Source organism: Shewanella sp. A32, assembly GCF_029167175.1.
Classification (GTDB): Bacteria; Pseudomonadota; Gammaproteobacteria; order Enterobacterales; family Shewanellaceae; genus Shewanella; species Shewanella yunxiaonensis.
In genome coordinates, this window is sequence record NZ_JARFTS010000031.1 from 1 (window position 1) to 19,399 (window position 19,399).

Here is a 19,399-nt window from a genome sequence, read left to right on the forward strand (position 1 = left end):
TGCGCTTACGGCTTGAGTTAGTTGATGTCGCCATAAAGAAGTCCTCTTTATGTCAACGTATTTCAGGACGGGACACAATTAGAACAAGAGGGGCAATTTGAGTTGCCCTTTTTTAATACCGCAAGTTAAGAAGCCGCTACCTTAGCGGCTTCTTTGTTTCTGGAGCAAATCACATGTCTGCAAGCGTTCGCCAATATCTAATCGGTATTGGCGCAAGCGTTTCAATGCTGACTGCCGGTGTGATGGTTGCTGATAGAGAAGGACTGGTCACCCACACATATATAGATGCTGTTGACGTCTACTCATCATGTTATGGACACACAGGCCCGGAACTGAAGCTCGGCCAAACGTTCACGCATGAGCAGTGCTTAGCGCAGCTTGCTAAAGACCTAGTGAAGACTGAACAGCAACTCAATTCGCTAACATCACCCATCAAGTTGACCGAATCCGAGCGTGCTGCTTATGTGACGTTCTTGTACTGGGCTGGTGCCGGAAACTTTGCAACATCAACATTGCGCCGCAAGCTACTGGCAGGTGACCATGTCGGTGCATGCTGGGAGTTGACGAACGCATGCGGCAAGCATGGTTGTAATGGATGGTCTTATGCCGGTGGGAAGCAACTGCCTGGACTCGTTAAGGCCCGCGAAAAAGAGCGTGACCTTTGCCTATCTGAGCTTGAGCTGCCGAAAACTGACCTGAGTGGCCTATAAACGGCGAATATTGACATAAAATGTCAAAAGGTATCAAAAAAATGCGGTCTTGGGAGGGGGGATGCAGAAGTCTAGGGCTTTCTGACCAAATGACCGTGCGCTGCCATTTCTACGCACAACCGCGAAATGAAAACTTTTTTTGGGGATTTTTTGAGTGTTAAAAGAGCGTATTTTAACGTGGTTGATGATCGCTTCAATCATAGTCGTAGCACTGCGATCGCTCAAATACGGTTCACTGCAATCTCAGCTATATAAAGCCGATCAAAAACTGATCAAATCAGGGGGATAAAAGCCTTTTTAAGCCAGTTTATTATCGACAAATTACTATCGGTGATAAACACACCACCCGATGGGACATTGCCCACCAGCCAATAGCCCCTTATAAGCCCCTTTTAAAGGGTAAATGTGTCCTAGCAAGGATCATTTGGGGGCATTTTGGGGGGCATATTTGATATTTAACTACATATGATTACATATAAATCAATATGTTATAAAAGCTATTCAATACAGGCCTCGGTACCACCTACATCGATAAGTAAATCAAGAGGTTAAGCTAAATGGCTTGCCTCTTTTTTTATGCCTGAATTTCTAAAAATGCTCATTTCCTAACATTTTCCTAAGATGATTTCCTAACATGATGGCTATTTGCGTGTGCTATCGACAGTATTTACACGCTTAGTCTTCCGATCATATCTGGCTGTTTGTCCAGCTGACTTGTGACCAGATATCGCTTGTTTCTCTTGCAGAGTGCCATCGATATCCGAAATGCCTTTGGCTTTGAGATCGTGAAAGGTGAAGTCTAAGGGCCGGCCGGTGGCTTCCCTGGCATTGCTGCGGTCAGAACTCCTGCGATCATTGAATCTGTCTTTTTATCTATTTGCCTATTTAGCTGAACTTAGGTGTAAACCTCCCGATGTTTCTCAATCATCCAATGTGAATTTTTCCAAAACACCTGGGGTACTGGTAGCATCCCCAAAAACGTTGACCGAGATATGGTCCTCTATGGGCAACGCGTTGGATCATTGGAAAGCCACAGACGGGGCATGACGGCGAAAGCCCAGAATTCCATCGTCTTACTGTGATGAGGTTAGAAAATAGAGCTTTGAGCCCTGGTAATGCAAAGATGAAGGCGAAGATGAGGTACACGAAATGTGGTAAGTGGGATTTTAGGTCGGCTTTTGAAACAGCATGGAACATGTTGGTCAACTGATGCTCAATGAAATAGATCGTAAAAAATCCGGCAATGGCGCCCACTATCGCGATTGCTAATGGGACGAGCAACATCCGCTTTTTGATTTTTGAGTCCATTCATATAGTCCATTAGTCCCGGGTATTGGATAAAAAATATACATCAGTGGTCAAAGTTTTAACATTTTACAACTGTGATCTGCCAACCGATTACACCAAAATGCCAACCATCAATACCAACCCTGTGATTCAGTTAACAAGTTAACATCGATATAAATCCCCATGTGAAGTTTATCCGCGAAAAAATTAAAGAAGATTTAAAATTAATGACTAATTAATTGATTATTAAATTATTTATATGGAATTCTTCTGAGCTTGTTTTTTGGGTGGCAACGGTTAACAGAATGAATACAGATAAAAAAGGAGCATCGCTCCTTTTTTATCGTCAGGTTTATTTTAGGTGGGCAGAAACATACACCACCTCTATTGAGGTATCATTTGTATTTTCTGCTCTAGAGATATCTCGAATGGTGACAGTAGGTTTTACTCTGTTTTTACCTGAACTGCGCATATTTAAGTATCTGAACGTATTATACGCTTGATATTTATCAGCAAATTTTGCTGCTGAGAGGTCATTGCAAGTAAGTGAATTAATATTTCGTCTAAAATCAGACAGACCCAATCGCATGAGCTTACTCTTCATTTCACCTAAATCATTATTTCCTACACTGACGCAAAACTGGGTTTCTGGTGTATTGTCGGTACCGATGAATTGATAGGTTTTTGCGCTGATGGCGCTGGTAAACGTTACCGCTAATATCAACCCTGCTATTTTGAAGGAGTTCATTTTACCTACCTCCTGCATAAAAATGTCCAAAGCCTTACGTAGCGGTCGTCGTATCAAGCCAACTTTACACATTGATGGTTAGATAACCTGTCAGGATCCGCCTAAAGCAATTCCATTTTCTTAAGGTAATTGTAGGTTTGTATTGTCAGCGCATGTAGTCATACCAGTTGATGAAGTATTAATTATACGTTCGTAATCTGGCGGCCTATTTCACTACATGCTCTTCTGCGTAAACAAAATTTAAAAGTAGATAAAATGTTGTGTAATTGTATTTAAAACACCTTTGTTTCTGCGTTTAATGCTGTATTGTAAGGATAAATTGTAACAGTGGCGTGTATTGGTCCGCTGGCAAACAGTTAACATTACAAGATGATATTTTGCGACCGGGGGTAGCGATGAAAAGCATGAAATGGTTGTTTTCGACCTTTCTGGGATTGGGGCTGTTTACATTGAGTGTACAGGCCAATACAACCCTCATCACCAACGTTAAGGGGTATACGCTGAATGAAAAGGGGCGTTTGCAACAGTTTAGTGCGGCATTGATTGCAGACGGCAAGATAGCATCGCTAGACCCGCAACACATTCCGCAAGATGCTGTGCGTATTGATGGCAAGCAAAAGATTATGCTTCCGGGGTTGATTGATGCCCATGGCCATCTGCTGATGCTAGGGGCTTCATTGTTGCAAGTTGATGTGCGGGATGCCAGCAGCGCACAGGATGCCGCTAAACTTGTGACTCAATATGCTAAAGCACATCCAGAGCAGCAGTGGATTACTGGTAGTGGGTGGAATCAGGAGTTGTGGCCGGATCGTCGTTTCCCAACAGCTGCAATATTAGATAAAGCCATGGCCGAACATCCCGTTGTCCTTTCCCGAGTCGATGGTCATGCCGTTTGGATCAATAGCCAAGCACTTGCGTTAACTGGCATTACCAAAGACACCCCAGATCCTGCTGGCGGACAGATTATCAGGGATGCAAAAGGTGATGCGACCGGGGTACTGGTTGACAACGCAATGGATCTGGTCAACGCGGTAATGCCCAAGGATGGCCCGCAACAGTTCCAGCAAATGCTCAACGCAGCCGGCCCGCATCTGTTATCCCTTGGAGTTACAGCAATGCAAGATGCTGGCATTGGTCATGACGTATATGACTTTTATCTTGCCAAAGAAGTCGCTCAGCAACTGCCATTACGCATTTATGCCATGGTTGCTGCAACGGACCCAGATTTGTCAGAAATGCTGGCGAACGGTGAAATATACAGTGTTGATGATTTTCTAACGATTCGCAGTGTTAAGGTTTTTGCTGACGGCGCGTTAGGTAGTCGCGGTGCTGCAATGCTTGCTCCTTATCATGATGCCCCCCATCAGAATGGGTTAATGGTGACGGAACCTGAAAAATTTAAGCCCTTGTTTGACCAGATTATTGGCGCGGGGTTTCAGTTAAATATTCATGCGATTGGCGATCGTGCGAATCATTTAGCATTACAACAATTTGCTGATACGTTCTCCCGGATTGGCGGCAAAGATTTGCGTAATCGCATTGAACATGCTCAGGTTATTGCGCCGGAAGATTTGCGTAAATTTGCGGAACTAGGTGTGCTGCCATCAATGCAGCCCACCCATGCAACCAGTGATATGAATATGGCAGAAGATCGGTTGGGTAAAGCCCGAATGGTTGGCGCGTATGCCTGGCAGACACTGCTTCAAAGTGGCGTGCATATGCCGCTGGGATCAGATTTTCCGGTAGAACTCGCTAATCCTTTTTATGGATTACATGCGGCTATTACCCGGCAAGACCACAACAATCAGCCTGTCAATGGCTGGTATCCTGAACAGAAAATGACTCGCTTACAGGCGTTTAAAGGCTTTACTCAGGATGCGGCATATGGCGCGCATATGGAAGATAAAATCGGTAGTTTAACCCCTGGAAAATGGGCGGATTTTATTCTGGTGGATCAGGATATTTTTGAAGTGCCAGCATCCGATATATGGAAGACTCAAGTGCTTTCGACTTGGATTGCCGGTAAGCGCGTATATCAAAAATAATGCGCTAATTGCGGTTCGGAAATTTTCGAACCGCAAATGACTTGCTTGGCTGTCACCACATCGAGGGGAAGGGGATTCCTAATCGCAAAACTCAGGCTGCTGTTAATCCATAACTTTAAAATCGGCTAAAAATAGGACCATTATGTCGTGGGATTGTGACGGTCATTTATTCATTACGACAAAGTTCTCAACGGGTAGCCACGGGAAGTGAGATTTCAGGATAAATAAGTCACTTTTAACCGAATCCGGTGTGACTGAAATTTTAATCGTATGGGAATCAATATCATGTTGGTATTGATACCAGTTGTCCAGGTATGACAATAACGCTTCTAGGCGCTCAGGTCCTTCCTGCGGATACTTCAACTCTAATGCACAAGTCATGTTAACTTCCCCACGCGCGCTTATCGTATTTTTAAGTGTAGAGCCTTTTAAAAACTGCCGATGAAAATTCAAAAGCTGATGATCATTTACGGGATAAATTTATCAGTTAGGTAGCCGAGGCGGTATGGTACTAAGGTATAACCTAAAGGGGCGAATATTTAAGCATGTAGTACCAACGATACGAGTTTTTCTAGGTAGGGATTTATTAATTCAGTATATTAGCAATGGAAAATGTTAATGAGCGGTTAACTCGCGTTTGTCCGGTTAACGCACGATGACCAGCGCTGGATTGGCTGGAAACATTAAAACATTTTGTTCAACAAGTTGAAGCTGGACAAAGTTGATTAATACTTGTGGTACTGATGCATCGCCAGAAGCGTGGTTCCCCTTAAGTCATTCAAAGGACTGAAAGCACTATGAGAAAGAATTTACCCGTGACCGATCGAGAGCAAACTTTTGGTGTTGAGCAAAAGCTTATTTCCGTCACAGATCTCAGCGGCATTATTACCGATTGTAATCAGGAATTTATCGATATCAGCGGCTATTCCAGAGAGGAACTTGTTGGTCAACCACATAATTTGGTTCGTCATCCCGATATGCCGCCAGAAGCTTTTCGTAATATGTGGAGTTATCTCAAACAAGGCAAACCCTGGATGGGCATTGTCAAAAATCGCTGTAAAAATGGCGATTTTTATTGGGTAAATGCATATGTCACCCCAATGACTGATAACGGCAAAGTGATTGGGTTTCAATCCGTTCGCACTATGGCGAAACGGCAAGATGTAGAAAGATGCGAGACGCTTTACCGCCGTCTTAATGCGGGGAAAGGGCTTAAGCGGCAGCGATTAATAAGCTTCGAGAATATTTTTATTTTGCTTGCCGTTACGTTATGCACGGTGTTGTTTTTTGCCGGACATAGCAGCATTTCTGAAACCGTGCTGTCGGTGTCTTTTATTATCTACGCAATATTGGTCAATATATCAAAGCAGCAGATCTACAACAGTTTGATGGAGTTGTTGTCTGGCGGATTTGATGATCCATTAGCGGTCCAGAGTTATACCGAGCAACGTAATTTACTCGGTAAGATTAAAGTCGCGATTTTAAGTGAAAGAGCGCATCTCAATACTGTGTTAACGAGAATGGAGCATGCTGCCACGATTATGGTGGATGAAACAAATGCGTCTGTAAGGCTAACCGAGCGTACTCAGGCGACTTTAGCCAGCCAACATCAAGAAACGGAATTAGTGGCTACCGCCATGAATCAAATGACTACAACCATCACTGAAGTCTCACGCCATGTATCTGAGACGAGTGATCGTGTCCGTCGTTCGACAACGCTCGCAACAGAAGCCAAAGATGTTGCCAGCAAAACCAGTGAAGCGATTGAAGATGTGAGAAGCGTCGTCGATGATATCTCACGTTCTGTGGCCAGTGTGTCAGAGCAAACAGACAACATTGCATCAGTGGCGCAGATGATCCAACAGATAGCGGAACAAACCAATTTACTCGCATTAAATGCAGCGATTGAGGCCGCTCGGGCCGGTGAACAGGGAAGAGGCTTTGCTGTCGTTGCCGATGAAGTTCGTTCGCTGGCGAGCCGTACTCAAGAATCTACCAAAGAGATCCACGGAATTATCAAGGAACTAGCCGATCGCGCCAGTATTGCTGTACATGTTGCTCAACAAGTGCAGGGAAAAGCACAGACAGGGCTAGACCGGGTTAAAGATAGTGAAAATTTGCTCTGCGGTATCGCGTCTGAGCTGGATAATATTTCACAGATGGCAGTACAGATGGCATCTGCAGTAGAAGAACAGGCTCACGTTTCTGAAGATATCAACCAACAAATCCACAATATCTCAGTCATGGCGCACAGCAGTCAGGAAGATGCGGTAGGGGCTTCATCGCGGATCCACAATCTTAAACAAATTGCGCATAACCTGCTGGAAACCGTCAAGCGCTTCGCCCGTTAATGTTATAAATGGAAAGGGCTGCATCCTGGTCTTTTCCATTGATATCAATCTATGCGATCATAAATTTCGGTCTTCTATACGAGTGCTGTTAGTGTGTTAACGCATACCCGTTACCTCCGCCAGGGGCCTGACTATCGTTTCGGTGAGCCACAGTCATTCCTTACGGTAAGAGATACCTTTGGCTTTGCGTCAGTGAGAGTCGGCCGTTGGGTGTCTGATGAAGAATCGCAGATTGCTGCAAATCTGATTTTTGATTCACTGGCGGATTTGGCGTTTATCTTAAATGTGCCACCCAATACTCTTGGGCTCAGACAATCGCTGAATCTGGATTTTGGTATCGGCGGACAAAAAGGCGTACAAGCACACTATGCGCCAGGCAGTCGCACTTTGGCCTTAGCTAAAAATGCTGGGGCAGGTGCTTTAGCCCATGAATTCTGGCACGCCCTGGATCACCACTTAGCATCAGCTGCTTTTGTGACACCCCCTGATCTCGCCATTAGCTTTGCCAGTGACTTGTGGTTGCAGGAGTATCCGCTTAAGAAACATCCGCTGAACGAAGCGTTAGCATCGTTACTGCAAACCGTGCTTTTGTGCGACAACGGTGCAAATCCCAGTGTGTATGTTCAGCAGTCTGTGACACTGGATAAAGCGCACGGTATCTACTATTTTTCTCGACCGACGGAGTTAATGGCGCGAGCGTTTGAATCTGCGATTGCGCATTGTGCCCCGATACGTAATCAATATCTGGTATCGGGTACGCAGGATGTTTTAGCGCACGAGAAACCAGCTTATCCAGCGCTTGATGTTTTGCCTGATATTTTTGCCGCGATTCAGCAGTATTTTCAGCTGCTCGGAAAAATGCTCTCGGCTTAATGCAATATCGATTGAATTCTTACAGTTTTTTGCACTTATACCTATAACTTCGGAGTTGACCGTTTGGGTGCCGTTGTCACACAATGCTAACAATTAGCACAAGACTATTCACGTGAAGTTACGTTTTACTGAAGAGGAGATTACATGCCACAACTGTTGATTACCGGCGCCAACCGCGGCATAGGATTAGCACTGACCGAGCTGTACTTGGCTGCTGGCTGGGATGTTGTAGCATGTTGTCGAGACCCTGCACATGCAGATGATCTGCTGTACCTGATTAGCGATAATCCTGGTCTTGAAGTCTATCAGTTAGATGTTACGGATTATGATGCGCTATCAGATCTCGCTCAGGAGCTTAGTGATCGCCCCATCGATCTGCTGATCAATAATGCAGGTTATTATGGTCCCAATGCCGTTTTGTTAGGTGATATTCCGGTTGATGAGTGGCGTAAAGTTATGGAGATAAATGCTATTGCGCCAATAAAAGTGACGGAAGCCTTTTTGCCTAATTTGCGTTTAGCCAAAGGCACGGTAGCGAATATCAGCTCAAAAATGGGCAGCATCGAGGATAATCAAAGTGGTGGTGGTTATCTTTATCGTTCTTCGAAAGCAGCGCTTAATGCTGCCAGTAAAAGTTTGGCGTTAGACTTGGCGGCCGACGGAATTAAGGCTGTGGTGCTCCATCCCGGTTGGGTACGCACCGATATGGGCGGGCCACACGGTCTGATTGATGCTGATACTTCTGCGCAAGGAATTAAATCACTATTGGAGCAATTGCAGCCCCAAGACAGTGGCAAATTTTTTGATTATCAGGGCAAGCATCTTGCCTGGTAACCCTTGGCTTACTTAATTGACATCGGTGGGCTCGCCGTTAGAGGAAAGGCTGCCGATTTACAAGGAATAACACTAAAACGGTAGCCAAAAGCTTGCTGCTTATCAGGGATGAGCAGCAGTAACTCATAATCATTTAATTCCACGCTATGTGCGGTTTCTGGCTTTTCACAACGGCTTTTACTGTCAGCTTCAAAATTATATGCAAAAAACGCCACACTGGCGCGGACCCAATGCTGATAACGTTGCAGCAACATGCTGTAATCCTGTTCCTTATCTGCTGATGACGGTAAAGGCACTTCCTCTGCCGCAGCTACTGCCCCCGCAGGTTGTTGATGGCTGATTGTCTTTGTTTCGTCTTGAGCAATATTAAGATTCAACTTCATATCGCCAAGCTTTTGTTCAAGTGCCTTGCCGTCGCCAAACAACATTAGAAGATGTACCAGCACCAATGCAGAGAGGACCAGACGCACGGTTGCAGTCATCCCGGGATAGGCATTTTTAAACTGCCATTTAAGTCCAACTAACCCCAGCAATTTCAGTCCTAATAACAGCAGAAGATAGAACGGAATGATGAGCTGCATCACCAGTAGCACGATCGCACTAATGACTACTGCCCAGATGGGTAACTCCAGTAACAGGGTGAAGTTGTGGGTGTAATTAAAATGTGTGCTTGGCACCCCAGTCACATCATTAACAATAGATGCGCTATCGGCTAAGGAAAAATTCGCAATGATCGCATAGAACAGCAGAATTACCGCTTTCCCCGCTAGTGAATGCCACATCCGAGTAAATAGTGGCCAGAACTCAATAAGCAATGCGGTTACAGTAAGACAAACAGTGACGAATGGGTGGTCGTTGTAGAAAAACAAACTGACCAGGGCAAAACAATAAACGCGCTGTGCATTAGATAACTTTTGCCAATATGGCGCTGGCGCATTCAATAATGCCTGAGATTTTTGGTAAAGATTTTCAAGTTGGCCAGTTAAATTCCGTTTTAAATCTGCAATCCCCATAGCACCCTCGAACGCCGTTGAAATGCCTGATTTCGTCTGAGCATAGTTGTTTGTTGGCCGATAATTGGCAATAACAACTTTGTATCAAATCTAATGCATGAACACTTTTGTCGCCATGAAAAACCAGTAACTAATCATAAGGATATGCTTAATTACCAACAAATTTTGGGGTATTGGCACAAAAGCTGGTTAAATTTGCTACAATAACCAATCACATTCGGTCGTAAACATTGCGATTGCAACGCCTATGCGGCCACACCGTTAGGATATTCCGGTAACAACATTTTGATTCCCTGTTTATCGCAACGAGGGTTGTTGTTTGCCGCCGGAATTTGCCTAGTGGCTGTCATTTGTGGCAGAAAATGGGCTATTAATGCCTGATTTTACGTCAGAAAACGGTTTCGGGAGGTAAAGTATAATGAGTATTTCTGACTTATCCCAAGAGCAGCATCCTGCACTGATCCATACAGAGCGTTGTACAGTATTGTCACACACCCAACGAGATGAAGGCGAATGGGTTCAACATACCTTGATGGTCAAGAATTGTGAAATACCATTTCGTTTCAGACGTCCGAAAAAATACCGCAGTTTGAAAGGGGCGCAAGTCACGCTCGATTATTATCCGCAAACAACATTAGTGGCGGGGTTTGAGATGGAAACCATGCGCGTAGTTCGCATTCGGCGTAGTTAACGAAGACGCGATCAATCTAACGCCATCAATAATCGATATTCATCCAACGCAAATTCGTCGGTCATGCCGCTGATATAATCCTGTATCAGCCGGCAGCGATGATAGAACTCTGGTAACTGGGGCTCAGCAACTGAGCGTCTATATGTTGCGAGATGCTTGGGGGGTAATCTTTTCAGTAATCGTTTCTCAATTAAGCAGCCTTTAGCGGTACCGGCCATTAGCTCGCCAAAGCCCTCTGCGGTTAGCGTTAACAGTGGCTTATAGCAATCTAGTAACGTGCTGACGATGCGATACCCGCGTAATTCCATCTGTTCAACTTCTTTATGGCTGAAAACTTCTCGAAACGCGACCTGCTTTAATGATTCGGTAATGGCATGTTGGTAGCCGTTATCTTCCAACAATGGCTGGTTTAATTCACCATTGAAAATAATGTCCAGATTGTCGACAAATCGCTGCGCGGCGTGCTCAACCAATGGATGGATCAGTTTCACACGCAAGAAAGTGAAAAACTGGCTTTGCGGATTAATACCACTCTTATCTGCCGCAGTTTGCGCATAACTGATAGCATCGTTCATCAGCGCATGATGCGTTGAGGGTAGCTGCATTTTCTGGCATTGCTGCGGATATTCTTCAGCAAGTTGTCGTTGTAAATAGGTGAGAGAAATGACATCTTTTTCGACGGCATCTTCGATATCGGCCAAACAATATGAAATGTCATCCGCCGCCTCCATGATATAGCTGACCGGATGGCGGCTATCTTTAGGCATATTCAAAGTCTGGTAGATGGCGTTTACCACAGACCGTTCACTTTCATAATATCCGACTTTTTTCATCAAGTAAGACTTACTTTTAGGAATGTCGGCTTGGTCCAGAGAGCCGCAACGAGTGTACTTTAGAATACCAGCCAACTGACTATAAGTGAGATTTAAACCCAGCAACGTGTGCATCAGCCGTAATCCCTGAGCATTGCCTTCAAAATGGCTGATGTCGCGGACGAGGCCACTATTACTAGTGAAGTCGGCAGGCGCTATGGTGTTGATGTGCGATTGAAACCAGTCGCTTATCGCCGCTTCACCAAAATGACCGAAGGGCGGATTACCGACATCGTGCATTAGACAAGCCATTTCTACCAACGTTTCCAGAGAGCGTTCCATATTATTAAGGCCTAGTTGGCTTAAGGAATGCTGCTGAGCTAATAGATATTCAAAAATCTTTTGTACGATAAAACGTCCGGTTTGCTGTACTTCGAGTGAATGCGTGAGACGACTTCTTACCGCGGCATTACGTTCCAGCGGAAATACTTGGGTCTTTTGTTGTAATCTGCGGATGGCGGCTGAGTTGATAATGCGGCCTCGATCGCTTTCAAATGCACGTTGCAGTGCTTGCCTAGTATCACTGTTGTCTTGGTTGCGCATGTTGTATGGGCGTGCAAGGGTGAGGCGGCGAGAGAAATCGACATTTGCCATGGTGACCCCGAGTAGTAGATATCTAACTGATCTTTTAGAGAAAGATAATTTATTTCCTATGTCCCCAGTCTAAACCAATCTGTGGTATTGTCACAGCGCCTTAATTTTTCAGCATAGGAGCGCGCATAGATGTCTAAAACTATTGTGATTGCGGTGGCTGTCGTTGCATTAGTCTTACTTGGTGTTTTCGGTTGGCAGCATCAGAAGGCCAAGCAACTGCCTTTATTCGGTAGTTGGAGCAGTGGTTGCATTGTTGATGGGGCAAAAAGTAAAGAATTCACGATGGAATTTGGCAAAGACACTTATCGCAGTGATGCTCGGTTATATGACAATACTCAGTGTCAGGAGCCGACGATTAGTGAATATCATGGTAGCGCTTACGCAGAAGTGGCTGATGCACATCTGAACACCTGTGATGGCGGCGAAGCATTAATGCTGACCTTATATTGGGATGACAAAACCCAGCCTAAACCGCTGGTATTACAACATACCGCTGATAATAAGCTGTTCACCGGTTTTCCGCAGGACAAGCCTGAGGGCAAAGGCGGCTGGTGTATTGATAAATCAACCGTTTACTCGCCAATAGCAAAATAATCGTATCTGTTAACTTGTAACAAACTGTGAGAATCATTGATTTGTAGCTGCAATCTGGCCGATGCCGTGGTTAACTCGGACGCAATAAAAGTACAAGAAAGGAAGCAACTTCATGAATAAACTGATATTGCCGCTGGTGGTAAGTATTGCATTGGGCGGCCTTACCGCATGTCAGTCGGATAGCACTTTAGCCAAAAGTGAACATCTAATATCTGCAGCTAACGCCGATCAAAATCAGCAGTTCAAATTATTTAGCCAACAGTTTATCGATGATTTCTGGAAACAGGCGCCAACCTACGCGTTATATAGTGGTTATCACCAATATGATGCGAATTTACAGGTGCCAGATGCGGCTAGTCGCCGTGAGATGTTGGCGTTCATCGCGAAGTACCAGACATTGTTGAGTCACTTCAGCACCGCATCATTAACGCCAGCTAATCTTATCGATTACCGCTTGATTGAAAATCAACTCGCCAGTACTGCATGGGAAATCAATACCTTTAGAGCCTGGCAATGGGATCCTTCCAGTTACAATGTCGCTGGTGGTTTTGCACAGATAATCAATGAAAATTATGCGCCGTTAGATGTTCGGTTAAGGTCAGCTCTTGCCCGCTTGGAGAATGTTCCGGCTTACTATAAGGCGGCTGAAGCCAACATCAACGATCCAACACTGGAACATACGCAGCTCGCGATTGTACAAAATCAGGGGGCATTTTCAGTGTTGTCAGATGAGTTACTGCAAACCGTGGCGGACTCAGGGCTGACTGCTGAAGAAAAGCAATTGTTTAAAACCCGTTTTGCGGCTGCGAACGTTGCAATCAATGGCTACATCAGTTTCCTCAAAACACTTGAAATTAAATTGCAGCAGCAGGGTGCCAGAAGTTTTCGTATCGGTGAAAAACTTTATGAGCAAAAGTTTTTTTATGATATTCAGTCAGGTATGACCGCTAAAGCCTTATATGAAAAGGCATTAATTGATAAGGAAAAAGTTCAAGGTGAAATGGCGAAGATCACCGATAAATTGTGGTCAAAATATTTCACAACAGAAAAGCCTAAAGATGAAAAACAGGCTATTCGGCAGCTGATAGATAAATTGTCGGTAAACCATGTGAAGCGTGAGAACTTTGTTGCTGAAGTTAAACAACAATTGCCACAATTAATTCAGTTCGTCAATGATCACCACTTAGTGCAATTGGATAAAGATAAACCTTTGGTAGTCCGTGAAACGCCTGCCTATTTTGGTGGGGTTGCCGGCGCATCGGTTAGCGCTCCTGGGCCTTATGAACAAGGTGGCAATACCTATTACAACGTTACGCCGCTTGATGGAATGTCGGACAGTGCCGCAGAGAGTTATCTACGTGAATATAACCATTGGGTGCTTCAGATCCTCAATATCCATGAAGCGATTCCTGGTCATTACGCCCAATTGGTTTACGCCAATAAATCACCCAGTTTGATCAAAAGCCTGTTTGGCAACGGTGCCATGATCGAGGGCTGGGCAGTTTACGCGGAACGAATGATGCTGGAAGAAGGGTATGGCAACTTTGAGCCAGAACTATGGTTGATGTACTACAAGTGGAACCTGCGGGTGATTTGCAACACTATCCTCGATTACAGCATTCAGGTGAAGGGTATGACGAAAGCTGAAGCGATGGATCTAATGACGAAGGAAGCATTCCAGCAACAGGCTGAGGCTGAGGGTAAATGGCGTCGGGCGACATTAAGTCAAGTACAGCTCACCAGTTATTATGCCGGTTTCCGGGCGATCTACGATTTGCGTGACGAGATCAAAGCGAAGGAAGGCAAGGCGTTTAATCTGGAAAAATTCAATGAACAGTTTCTAAGTTATGGCAGCGCACCGGTTAAATACATCCGCCAGTTGATGTTGCAGCAATAATTAAACTAACACAAAAGGGCAGCTAAGGCTGCCTTTCTTATTGCTGTCCACATCGGCTAAGTTGCATTTAATCCTTTGTCATTTTGGTTTATCCTAGGGCGATTTTTGGCTCGCCGGGAGTAAACATTCCGGCTGACAATCAAGGAATTTGTATGCGGATCAGCGCCAATTTTGATGGTGGCAACATCCAGGTTTTAAGCCTGGCAAATAAAGATGATATTCAACTGGCCATTCGTCAGGACGAAGGTGGTGAATTCTATCAATGGTTTAACTTTCGTTTTGAAGGTGATGTCGGTAACAGTTACACCCTCAACATCGTCAATGCTGGTAGTTCATCCTATCCCAAAGGCTGGGAGAACTATCAGGCTGTCGCCAGTTATGATCGCCAACACTGGTTTCGTTTGCCGACACAGTATCAAGATGGAAAGCTGAGCATTGCCGTCGAATTGGATGCCGATGCCATTCAGATAGCATATTTTGCGCCTTACAGTTATGAACGGCACTTGGATTTGCTGAGCTCAGTGCAGGTCCATCCTAAAGTATCGCTGGAACATTTAGGGCTGACCTTAGATGGCCGCGATATGACGCTGGTAAAAATTGGTGATGATAGCGAAGAGAAAAAATCTATCTGGATCACTGCCCGTCAGCATCCTGGTGAAACGATGGCGGAATGGCTGGTCGAAGGGTTGTTATATAAATTGTTGGACCCTGATGATCCAGTTGCTAAGCAACTGTTGGATAAAGCGAATTTTTATATAGTCCCAAATATGAACCCGGATGGCAGCGTACGTGGTCATCTGCGTACTAACGCTAAGGGGATTAACCTCAACCGTGAATGGCAGACACCTTCTTTAGAAAATAGTCCTGAAGTCTATTATGTCGTGCAAAAGATGCAGCAAACCGGTGTTGACCTGTTTTATGACGTTCACGGTGATGAAGGTTTGCCCTATGTGTTCCTTGCCGGTTGTGCGGGTATTCCGGATTGGACGGAGCGATTGCAAGCCCTACAGAACGCCTTTGAAAGTGCATTATTGCTGGTAAGTCCCGATTTCCAGACTGAATTTGGCTATGGTAAAGATGAACCGGGAAAAGCCAATTTAACCATAGGTTCAAATTGGGTAGCGCAGACTTTCAATTGTCTTTCTAATACCCTGGAAATGCCATTTAAGGACAACGATAACCTAGCTGATCCCATGTTGGGTTGGTCGCCGGAGCGTTGTATCCATCTTGGCGAAGCCTCATTAACTGCGATGCTCGCTGTTGTAGATAAGTTGCGCTAAGGAGGAAGCATGGCTCTGACTACTTGTCCAATTTGTGATAAACGTATTTCTGACAAAGCTAAAACTTGTCCTCATTGCCAGACGGCGCTGGATGGCGATCTCTCCTCTGCGCGACGTATCAAGCAGATTGAAAAGTCCAGCAGACTGATGACCCATAGTTTTATTGCCATGACTGCCTTTATTGCAGGTGTCGTCGTGTGGTTTTGGGGCGGTGAGGTTGCAAGTGGTCCTCGTGCGATTATCGGTGGCGTACTTTTTGCCTTTGGTTTTGTTGGGTATTTGGTTACTCGCGTGCGTATTATCCTGAATAAACGGAAACAGTTATGACCGATCTGTTAAAAGTCATAGATGAGATGCCGCTTGAGGTTTATGAGCGCCTGAAAAGCGCCGCCGAAACTGGTAAATGGGAAGATGGCAGTGCTTTGTCTGAAGCCCAGCGAGATTCAACCTTGCAAGTGGTCATGTTGTTTCAGCAACGTCGATTGCATCTGCATGAGCACTTTACCATCGGTAATGACGGCACCGTGATTGAGCTTTCAAAGGCCGAACTTAAGAAACGTTTTCGCGGTGACACGATTGCCGAATTTAAAGAAGACGAATTGTAAAAATAAGGCCCAGAATTCTGGGCCTTATTTTTAGAGATTAATCGTTGGTCAGTTCACCGCACAGATTTTGCTGCATTTTTTCTCGGATCTCACTGACACTGAGGTCCTTTGAGAACAGGTAATGCAGTTTGGCTAATGCCGCTTCGGTGGTCATATCGTAACCACTGATAAGTCCGGCTTCTGCTAACGCATTGCCTGTTGCATAACCGCCCATATTAACCCTGCCTTGGCGACATTGTGTCAGATTGACTAACACGATGCCGTTATCATGAGCCTGCGTTAGCGTTTGCAATAATTCAGGATCTTGTGGTGCATTACCAACACCATAAGTTAATAAAATCAGTGCTTTAACTGGTTGCTGTAAGATGTTTTTAAAAATCTCATTCGAAATTCCAGGATATAAAGTCACTATCCCGATAGGTTGCGGGTGAATGTGGGTCACTTTTAACGGCTTGGAATCGTTGCTCGCAATCGTGCCTGCGTGCAAACGGATCTTGATGCCCGCTTCCAGTAGTAATGGAAAATTCGGTGAAGCAAATGCGTCAAAGCCATCAGCGTGCGCTTTAGTGGTACGATTACCGCGGAAAAGTTTATTGTTAAAAAACAAACAGACCTCAGCCACCGGATAATTCGCGGCAATATAGAGCGCATTCAAAAGGTTGGTTTGACCGTCCGAGCGCAGTTCTGACAGGGGGATCTGCGAACCAGTAATAATCACCGGTTTGGAGAGATCCTGCAGCATAAAAGACAATGCTGATGCCGTGAAGGCCATCGTATCGGTACCATGCAGGATCACAAATCCATCATACTTGTCGTAATTTGCTTCTATGTCATTGGCAATCATCTGCCAATGTGCAGGGGACATATTGGAAGAGTCGATCACGGGAGAATATTCGTGCAATACAAACGCCGGCATCTCTTCTCGGAAGAATTCAGGCATTGAGTTAAGACATTCAGTCAGAAAACCCGCCACAGGAGCAAAGCCATGTTCAGTTTTCTGCATACCGATGGTGCCGCCGGTATAAGCAATATAGATATTTTTTTTAGTCATCGGGTACGGCGTTGTGGTTACTATAAAAATCGAGACTAAATTATATCAATAAAAAAAAATAAAGCCCGGATAACCGGGCTTTATTGACGTTTATTTAATAATTACAACTATCGCAATATAAGTAAACGTTGTTGGGATCATCGAAGGAGGCGAACTCCTGTGCCACTGCGGTTAACTGAGTCAGTATCTGTTGAGCCGCACTTGTGTGGGCAATGCTTGGCGGTACCCAAGCGGCAACATTGGATAATAACTTTTGCATGAACAGCTGTTCAGGCGTCAGTTCTTTTTCAATCACCCGGGTATCATAGTGTGACAAGCCCGCCAGTTCAGCCGCTTTAGCAATGGCAGCATCTTCATCGCCTAAATCGTCTACGAGTCCCAACTGTTTGGCTCTGATACCAGACCAAACCCGACCCTGTGCAATTTTATCGACTTGTTCCAATGTCATATGCCTTTCTTTGGCGACTAGCGAAATAAAGTCATGATATCCGCGTTCTATATGTCGCTGAATGACGGCTTTGACCCCATCTGAAAGCGGTCGGGTCACAGATAAATTGGCCCAATCGGTGGTTGCGACGCCATCTGTATGAACACCCAGCGCAGCAAGGGAGTCTTCAAACGTGGTGAGCATGCCGAATATGCCGATAGAGCCGGTGAGGGTGGCTGGGTTGGCATAGATATAATCGGCACTGGCTGAGATCCAGTATCCTCCAGAAGCCGCCAGACTGCTCATACTGACGACCACAGGTTTCCCTGCAGCTTTCAATGCTAACACTTCCTGACGGATTTGCTCAGATGCGAATGCGCTGCCGCCAGGGCTGTCTACGCGTAAAACTACCGCTTTGATTTTGTCATCAAACCGCGCTTTGCGCAGTAGCGCTGAAGTACTGTCACCCCCGATAGTACCGGCAGGTTGGTTCCCATTCAGAATATTACCTTTTGCGACCACAATGCCGATACCATCTTGTGGTAAGACCGGAGTAGCAGGCGCGTTGAGGCTGGCATAATCGTAGTAATCAATCTGCTTGAAGCTGTGACCTTTAGCGGCTTTACCTACCAGTTTAATCATCGCCTGCCGGAATTGTTCGGCAGTAGCGAGCTTGTCTACCCACTTCATATCGAGCGCCATCTGTCCTGACTGGCCGTCTGCATCGTTCAGCACTTTAAGATAACGGGTTGAGTCGAGACCAAAATCGCTAGGTTGAATACCTCGATTTTTGGCGGCGGTAGTCGTGTAGATATCCCAGATATCATTCAGTAATGCAGTGTTCGCTTCTTTGGCAGCGTCAGACATATCGTCGCGAATGAAGGGTTCAACCGCGGACTTGTAGGTGCCAACACGGAAGACATGGGTGTTGATCTTGAGCTTGTCTAATGCAGATTTATAAAATTGCCGGTAACTGCTGAGACCTTCAACGGTCACCATACCTTGTGGATTGAGATAAATTGTATCGGCGTAGGTTGCCAGTAAGTATTGATACTGATTGTAATAGTTACCCATCGCGATGACAGGCTTACCACTTTTCTTAAAAGCTTCAATGTGGCGGCCAATGGTTTGGATCTTGGTGATCCCCCCCGGCGCCATATCGCCAAGGTCTAAAACGAGCGCGCTAATGCGTTTGTCGTTGGCCGCGCTGTCGATGTTATACAACACATCACTTAGCAGCAGTTCGCCATTAGCATCTCGGCCCTGACGTTGTTTCAGAATGGCATCCAAGGGATCAATGTCCTGCTTCTGATCCACTAATCTGCCAGCCAGATCCAGTACCAGTGCCGAGCCGTCGTCAACTTTCACTTCATCACTGCTAAATAGTGCTACGGTGAACACTATCAGGATGAGGAAGAACAGCGGGAAGAACACCAGATTTAGCACCAATTTGCGAATAAAGTTGATGACATTCCATATCAATATCAGTGTATTTTTGGTTGTCAGAGGTTTCGCAGACATAACCTT

The 19,399-nt window shown here is 45.3% G+C and carries 17 protein-coding genes; 11 read left to right on the forward strand and 6 right to left on the reverse strand.

Translation table 11 applies throughout. The features are described from left to right. The first annotated feature begins 173 nt into the window (after positions 1 to 173). A complete protein-coding gene (locus PY479_RS16265; RefSeq protein ID WP_275484405.1) occupies positions 174 to 710 on the forward strand; it encodes a lysozyme in 537 nt (178 codons plus the stop codon). A 1,639-nt stretch (positions 711 to 2,349) separates the two neighbouring features. On the opposite strand, the gene PY479_RS16270 is transcribed toward PY479_RS16265, so the two are convergent. Beyond that, positions 2,350 to 2,745 carry a DUF3718 domain-containing protein gene (locus tag PY479_RS16270; RefSeq protein WP_212593499.1) on the reverse strand — a complete coding sequence of 132 codons (396 nt, stop codon included), beginning with the start codon at positions 2,743 to 2,745 and terminating at the stop codon, positions 2,350 to 2,352. 395 nt (positions 2,746 to 3,140) lie between these two features. Between PY479_RS16270 and PY479_RS16275 the strand changes: the two genes are divergently transcribed. Continuing rightward, complete coding sequence (locus PY479_RS16275) at positions 3,141 to 4,790, forward strand: amidohydrolase family protein (protein WP_275484406.1); 1,650 nt, start codon at positions 3,141 to 3,143, stop codon at positions 4,788 to 4,790. A gap of 162 nt (positions 4,791 to 4,952) precedes the next feature. On the opposite strand, the gene PY479_RS16280 is transcribed toward PY479_RS16275, so the two are convergent. Beyond that, a complete protein-coding gene (locus PY479_RS16280; protein ID WP_212593498.1) occupies positions 4,953 to 5,171 on the reverse strand; it encodes a hypothetical protein in 219 nt (72 codons plus the stop codon). A gap of 416 nt (positions 5,172 to 5,587) precedes the next feature. Between PY479_RS16280 and PY479_RS16285 the strand changes: the two genes are divergently transcribed. The 3 genes from PY479_RS16285 (at position 5,588) to PY479_RS16295 (ending at position 8,848) form a co-directional block, all read left to right on the forward strand. Further along, positions 5,588 to 7,141, forward strand: coding sequence for a PAS domain-containing methyl-accepting chemotaxis protein (locus tag PY479_RS16285; RefSeq protein WP_275484407.1), 1,554 nt, complete (start codon positions 5,588 to 5,590; stop codon positions 7,139 to 7,141). Positions 7,142 to 7,234: 93 nt separating this feature from the next. Beyond that, positions 7,235 to 8,014, forward strand: coding sequence for a CLCA_X family protein (locus PY479_RS16290; RefSeq protein WP_275484408.1), 780 nt, complete (start codon positions 7,235 to 7,237; stop codon positions 8,012 to 8,014). 144 nt (positions 8,015 to 8,158) lie between these two features. Continuing rightward, positions 8,159 to 8,848 carry an SDR family oxidoreductase gene (locus tag PY479_RS16295; protein ID WP_275484409.1) on the forward strand — a complete coding sequence of 230 codons (690 nt, stop codon included), beginning with the start codon at positions 8,159 to 8,161 and terminating at the stop codon, positions 8,846 to 8,848. Between the two features lie 8 nt (positions 8,849 to 8,856). Here PY479_RS16295 and PY479_RS16300 read toward each other — a convergent pair whose 3' ends face one another. Further along, a complete protein-coding gene (locus PY479_RS16300; protein ID WP_275484410.1) occupies positions 8,857 to 9,861 on the reverse strand; it encodes a hypothetical protein in 1,005 nt (334 codons plus the stop codon). Between the two features lie 418 nt (positions 9,862 to 10,279). On the opposite strand from PY479_RS16300, the gene PY479_RS16305 reads away from it, so the two are divergent. Then, positions 10,280 to 10,552 carry a hypothetical protein gene (locus PY479_RS16305; protein ID WP_212593493.1) on the forward strand — a complete coding sequence of 91 codons (273 nt, stop codon included), beginning with the start codon at positions 10,280 to 10,282 and terminating at the stop codon, positions 10,550 to 10,552. A gap of 11 nt (positions 10,553 to 10,563) precedes the next feature. On the opposite strand, the gene dgt is transcribed toward PY479_RS16305, so the two are convergent. Beyond that, entirely contained in the window at positions 10,564 to 12,018 is a 1,455-nt protein-coding gene (dgt, locus tag PY479_RS16310) for a dGTPase (protein ID WP_275484411.1), read from the reverse strand. Between the two features lie 129 nt (positions 12,019 to 12,147). On the opposite strand from dgt, the gene PY479_RS16315 reads away from it, so the two are divergent. The 5 genes from PY479_RS16315 (at position 12,148) to PY479_RS16335 (ending at position 16,394) form a co-directional block, all read left to right on the forward strand. After that, on the forward strand, positions 12,148 to 12,612 hold the full coding sequence (locus tag PY479_RS16315) for a hypothetical protein (protein ID WP_212593491.1): 465 nt from the start codon (positions 12,148 to 12,150) through the stop codon (positions 12,610 to 12,612). 112 nt (positions 12,613 to 12,724) lie between these two features. Further along, a complete protein-coding gene (locus tag PY479_RS16320; RefSeq protein ID WP_275484412.1) occupies positions 12,725 to 14,509 on the forward strand; it encodes a DUF885 domain-containing protein in 1,785 nt (594 codons plus the stop codon). Between the two features lie 152 nt (positions 14,510 to 14,661). Continuing rightward, complete coding sequence (locus tag PY479_RS16325) at positions 14,662 to 15,789, forward strand: M14-type cytosolic carboxypeptidase (protein ID WP_275484413.1); 1,128 nt, start codon at positions 14,662 to 14,664, stop codon at positions 15,787 to 15,789. 9 nt (positions 15,790 to 15,798) lie between these two features. Continuing rightward, entirely contained in the window at positions 15,799 to 16,116 is a 318-nt protein-coding gene (locus PY479_RS16330; RefSeq protein ID WP_275484414.1) for a zinc ribbon domain-containing protein, read from the forward strand. After that, positions 16,113 to 16,394 (forward strand): DUF1315 family protein, encoded by a 282-nt coding sequence (locus PY479_RS16335; RefSeq protein WP_212593487.1) that lies wholly within the window; start codon positions 16,113 to 16,115, stop codon positions 16,392 to 16,394. Before PY479_RS16330 ends, PY479_RS16335 begins: the two co-directional genes overlap by 4 nt. Before the next feature lie 37 nt (positions 16,395 to 16,431). On the opposite strand, the gene ansA is transcribed toward PY479_RS16335, so the two are convergent. Next, entirely contained in the window at positions 16,432 to 17,445 is a 1,014-nt protein-coding gene (gene ansA, locus PY479_RS16340; RefSeq protein ID WP_275484415.1) for an asparaginase, read from the reverse strand. A 94-nt stretch (positions 17,446 to 17,539) separates the two neighbouring features. Then, complete coding sequence (sppA, locus tag PY479_RS16345; RefSeq protein ID WP_275484416.1) at positions 17,540 to 19,393, reverse strand: signal peptide peptidase SppA; 1,854 nt, start codon at positions 19,391 to 19,393, stop codon at positions 17,540 to 17,542. Positions 19,394 to 19,399 lie beyond the last annotated feature (6 nt).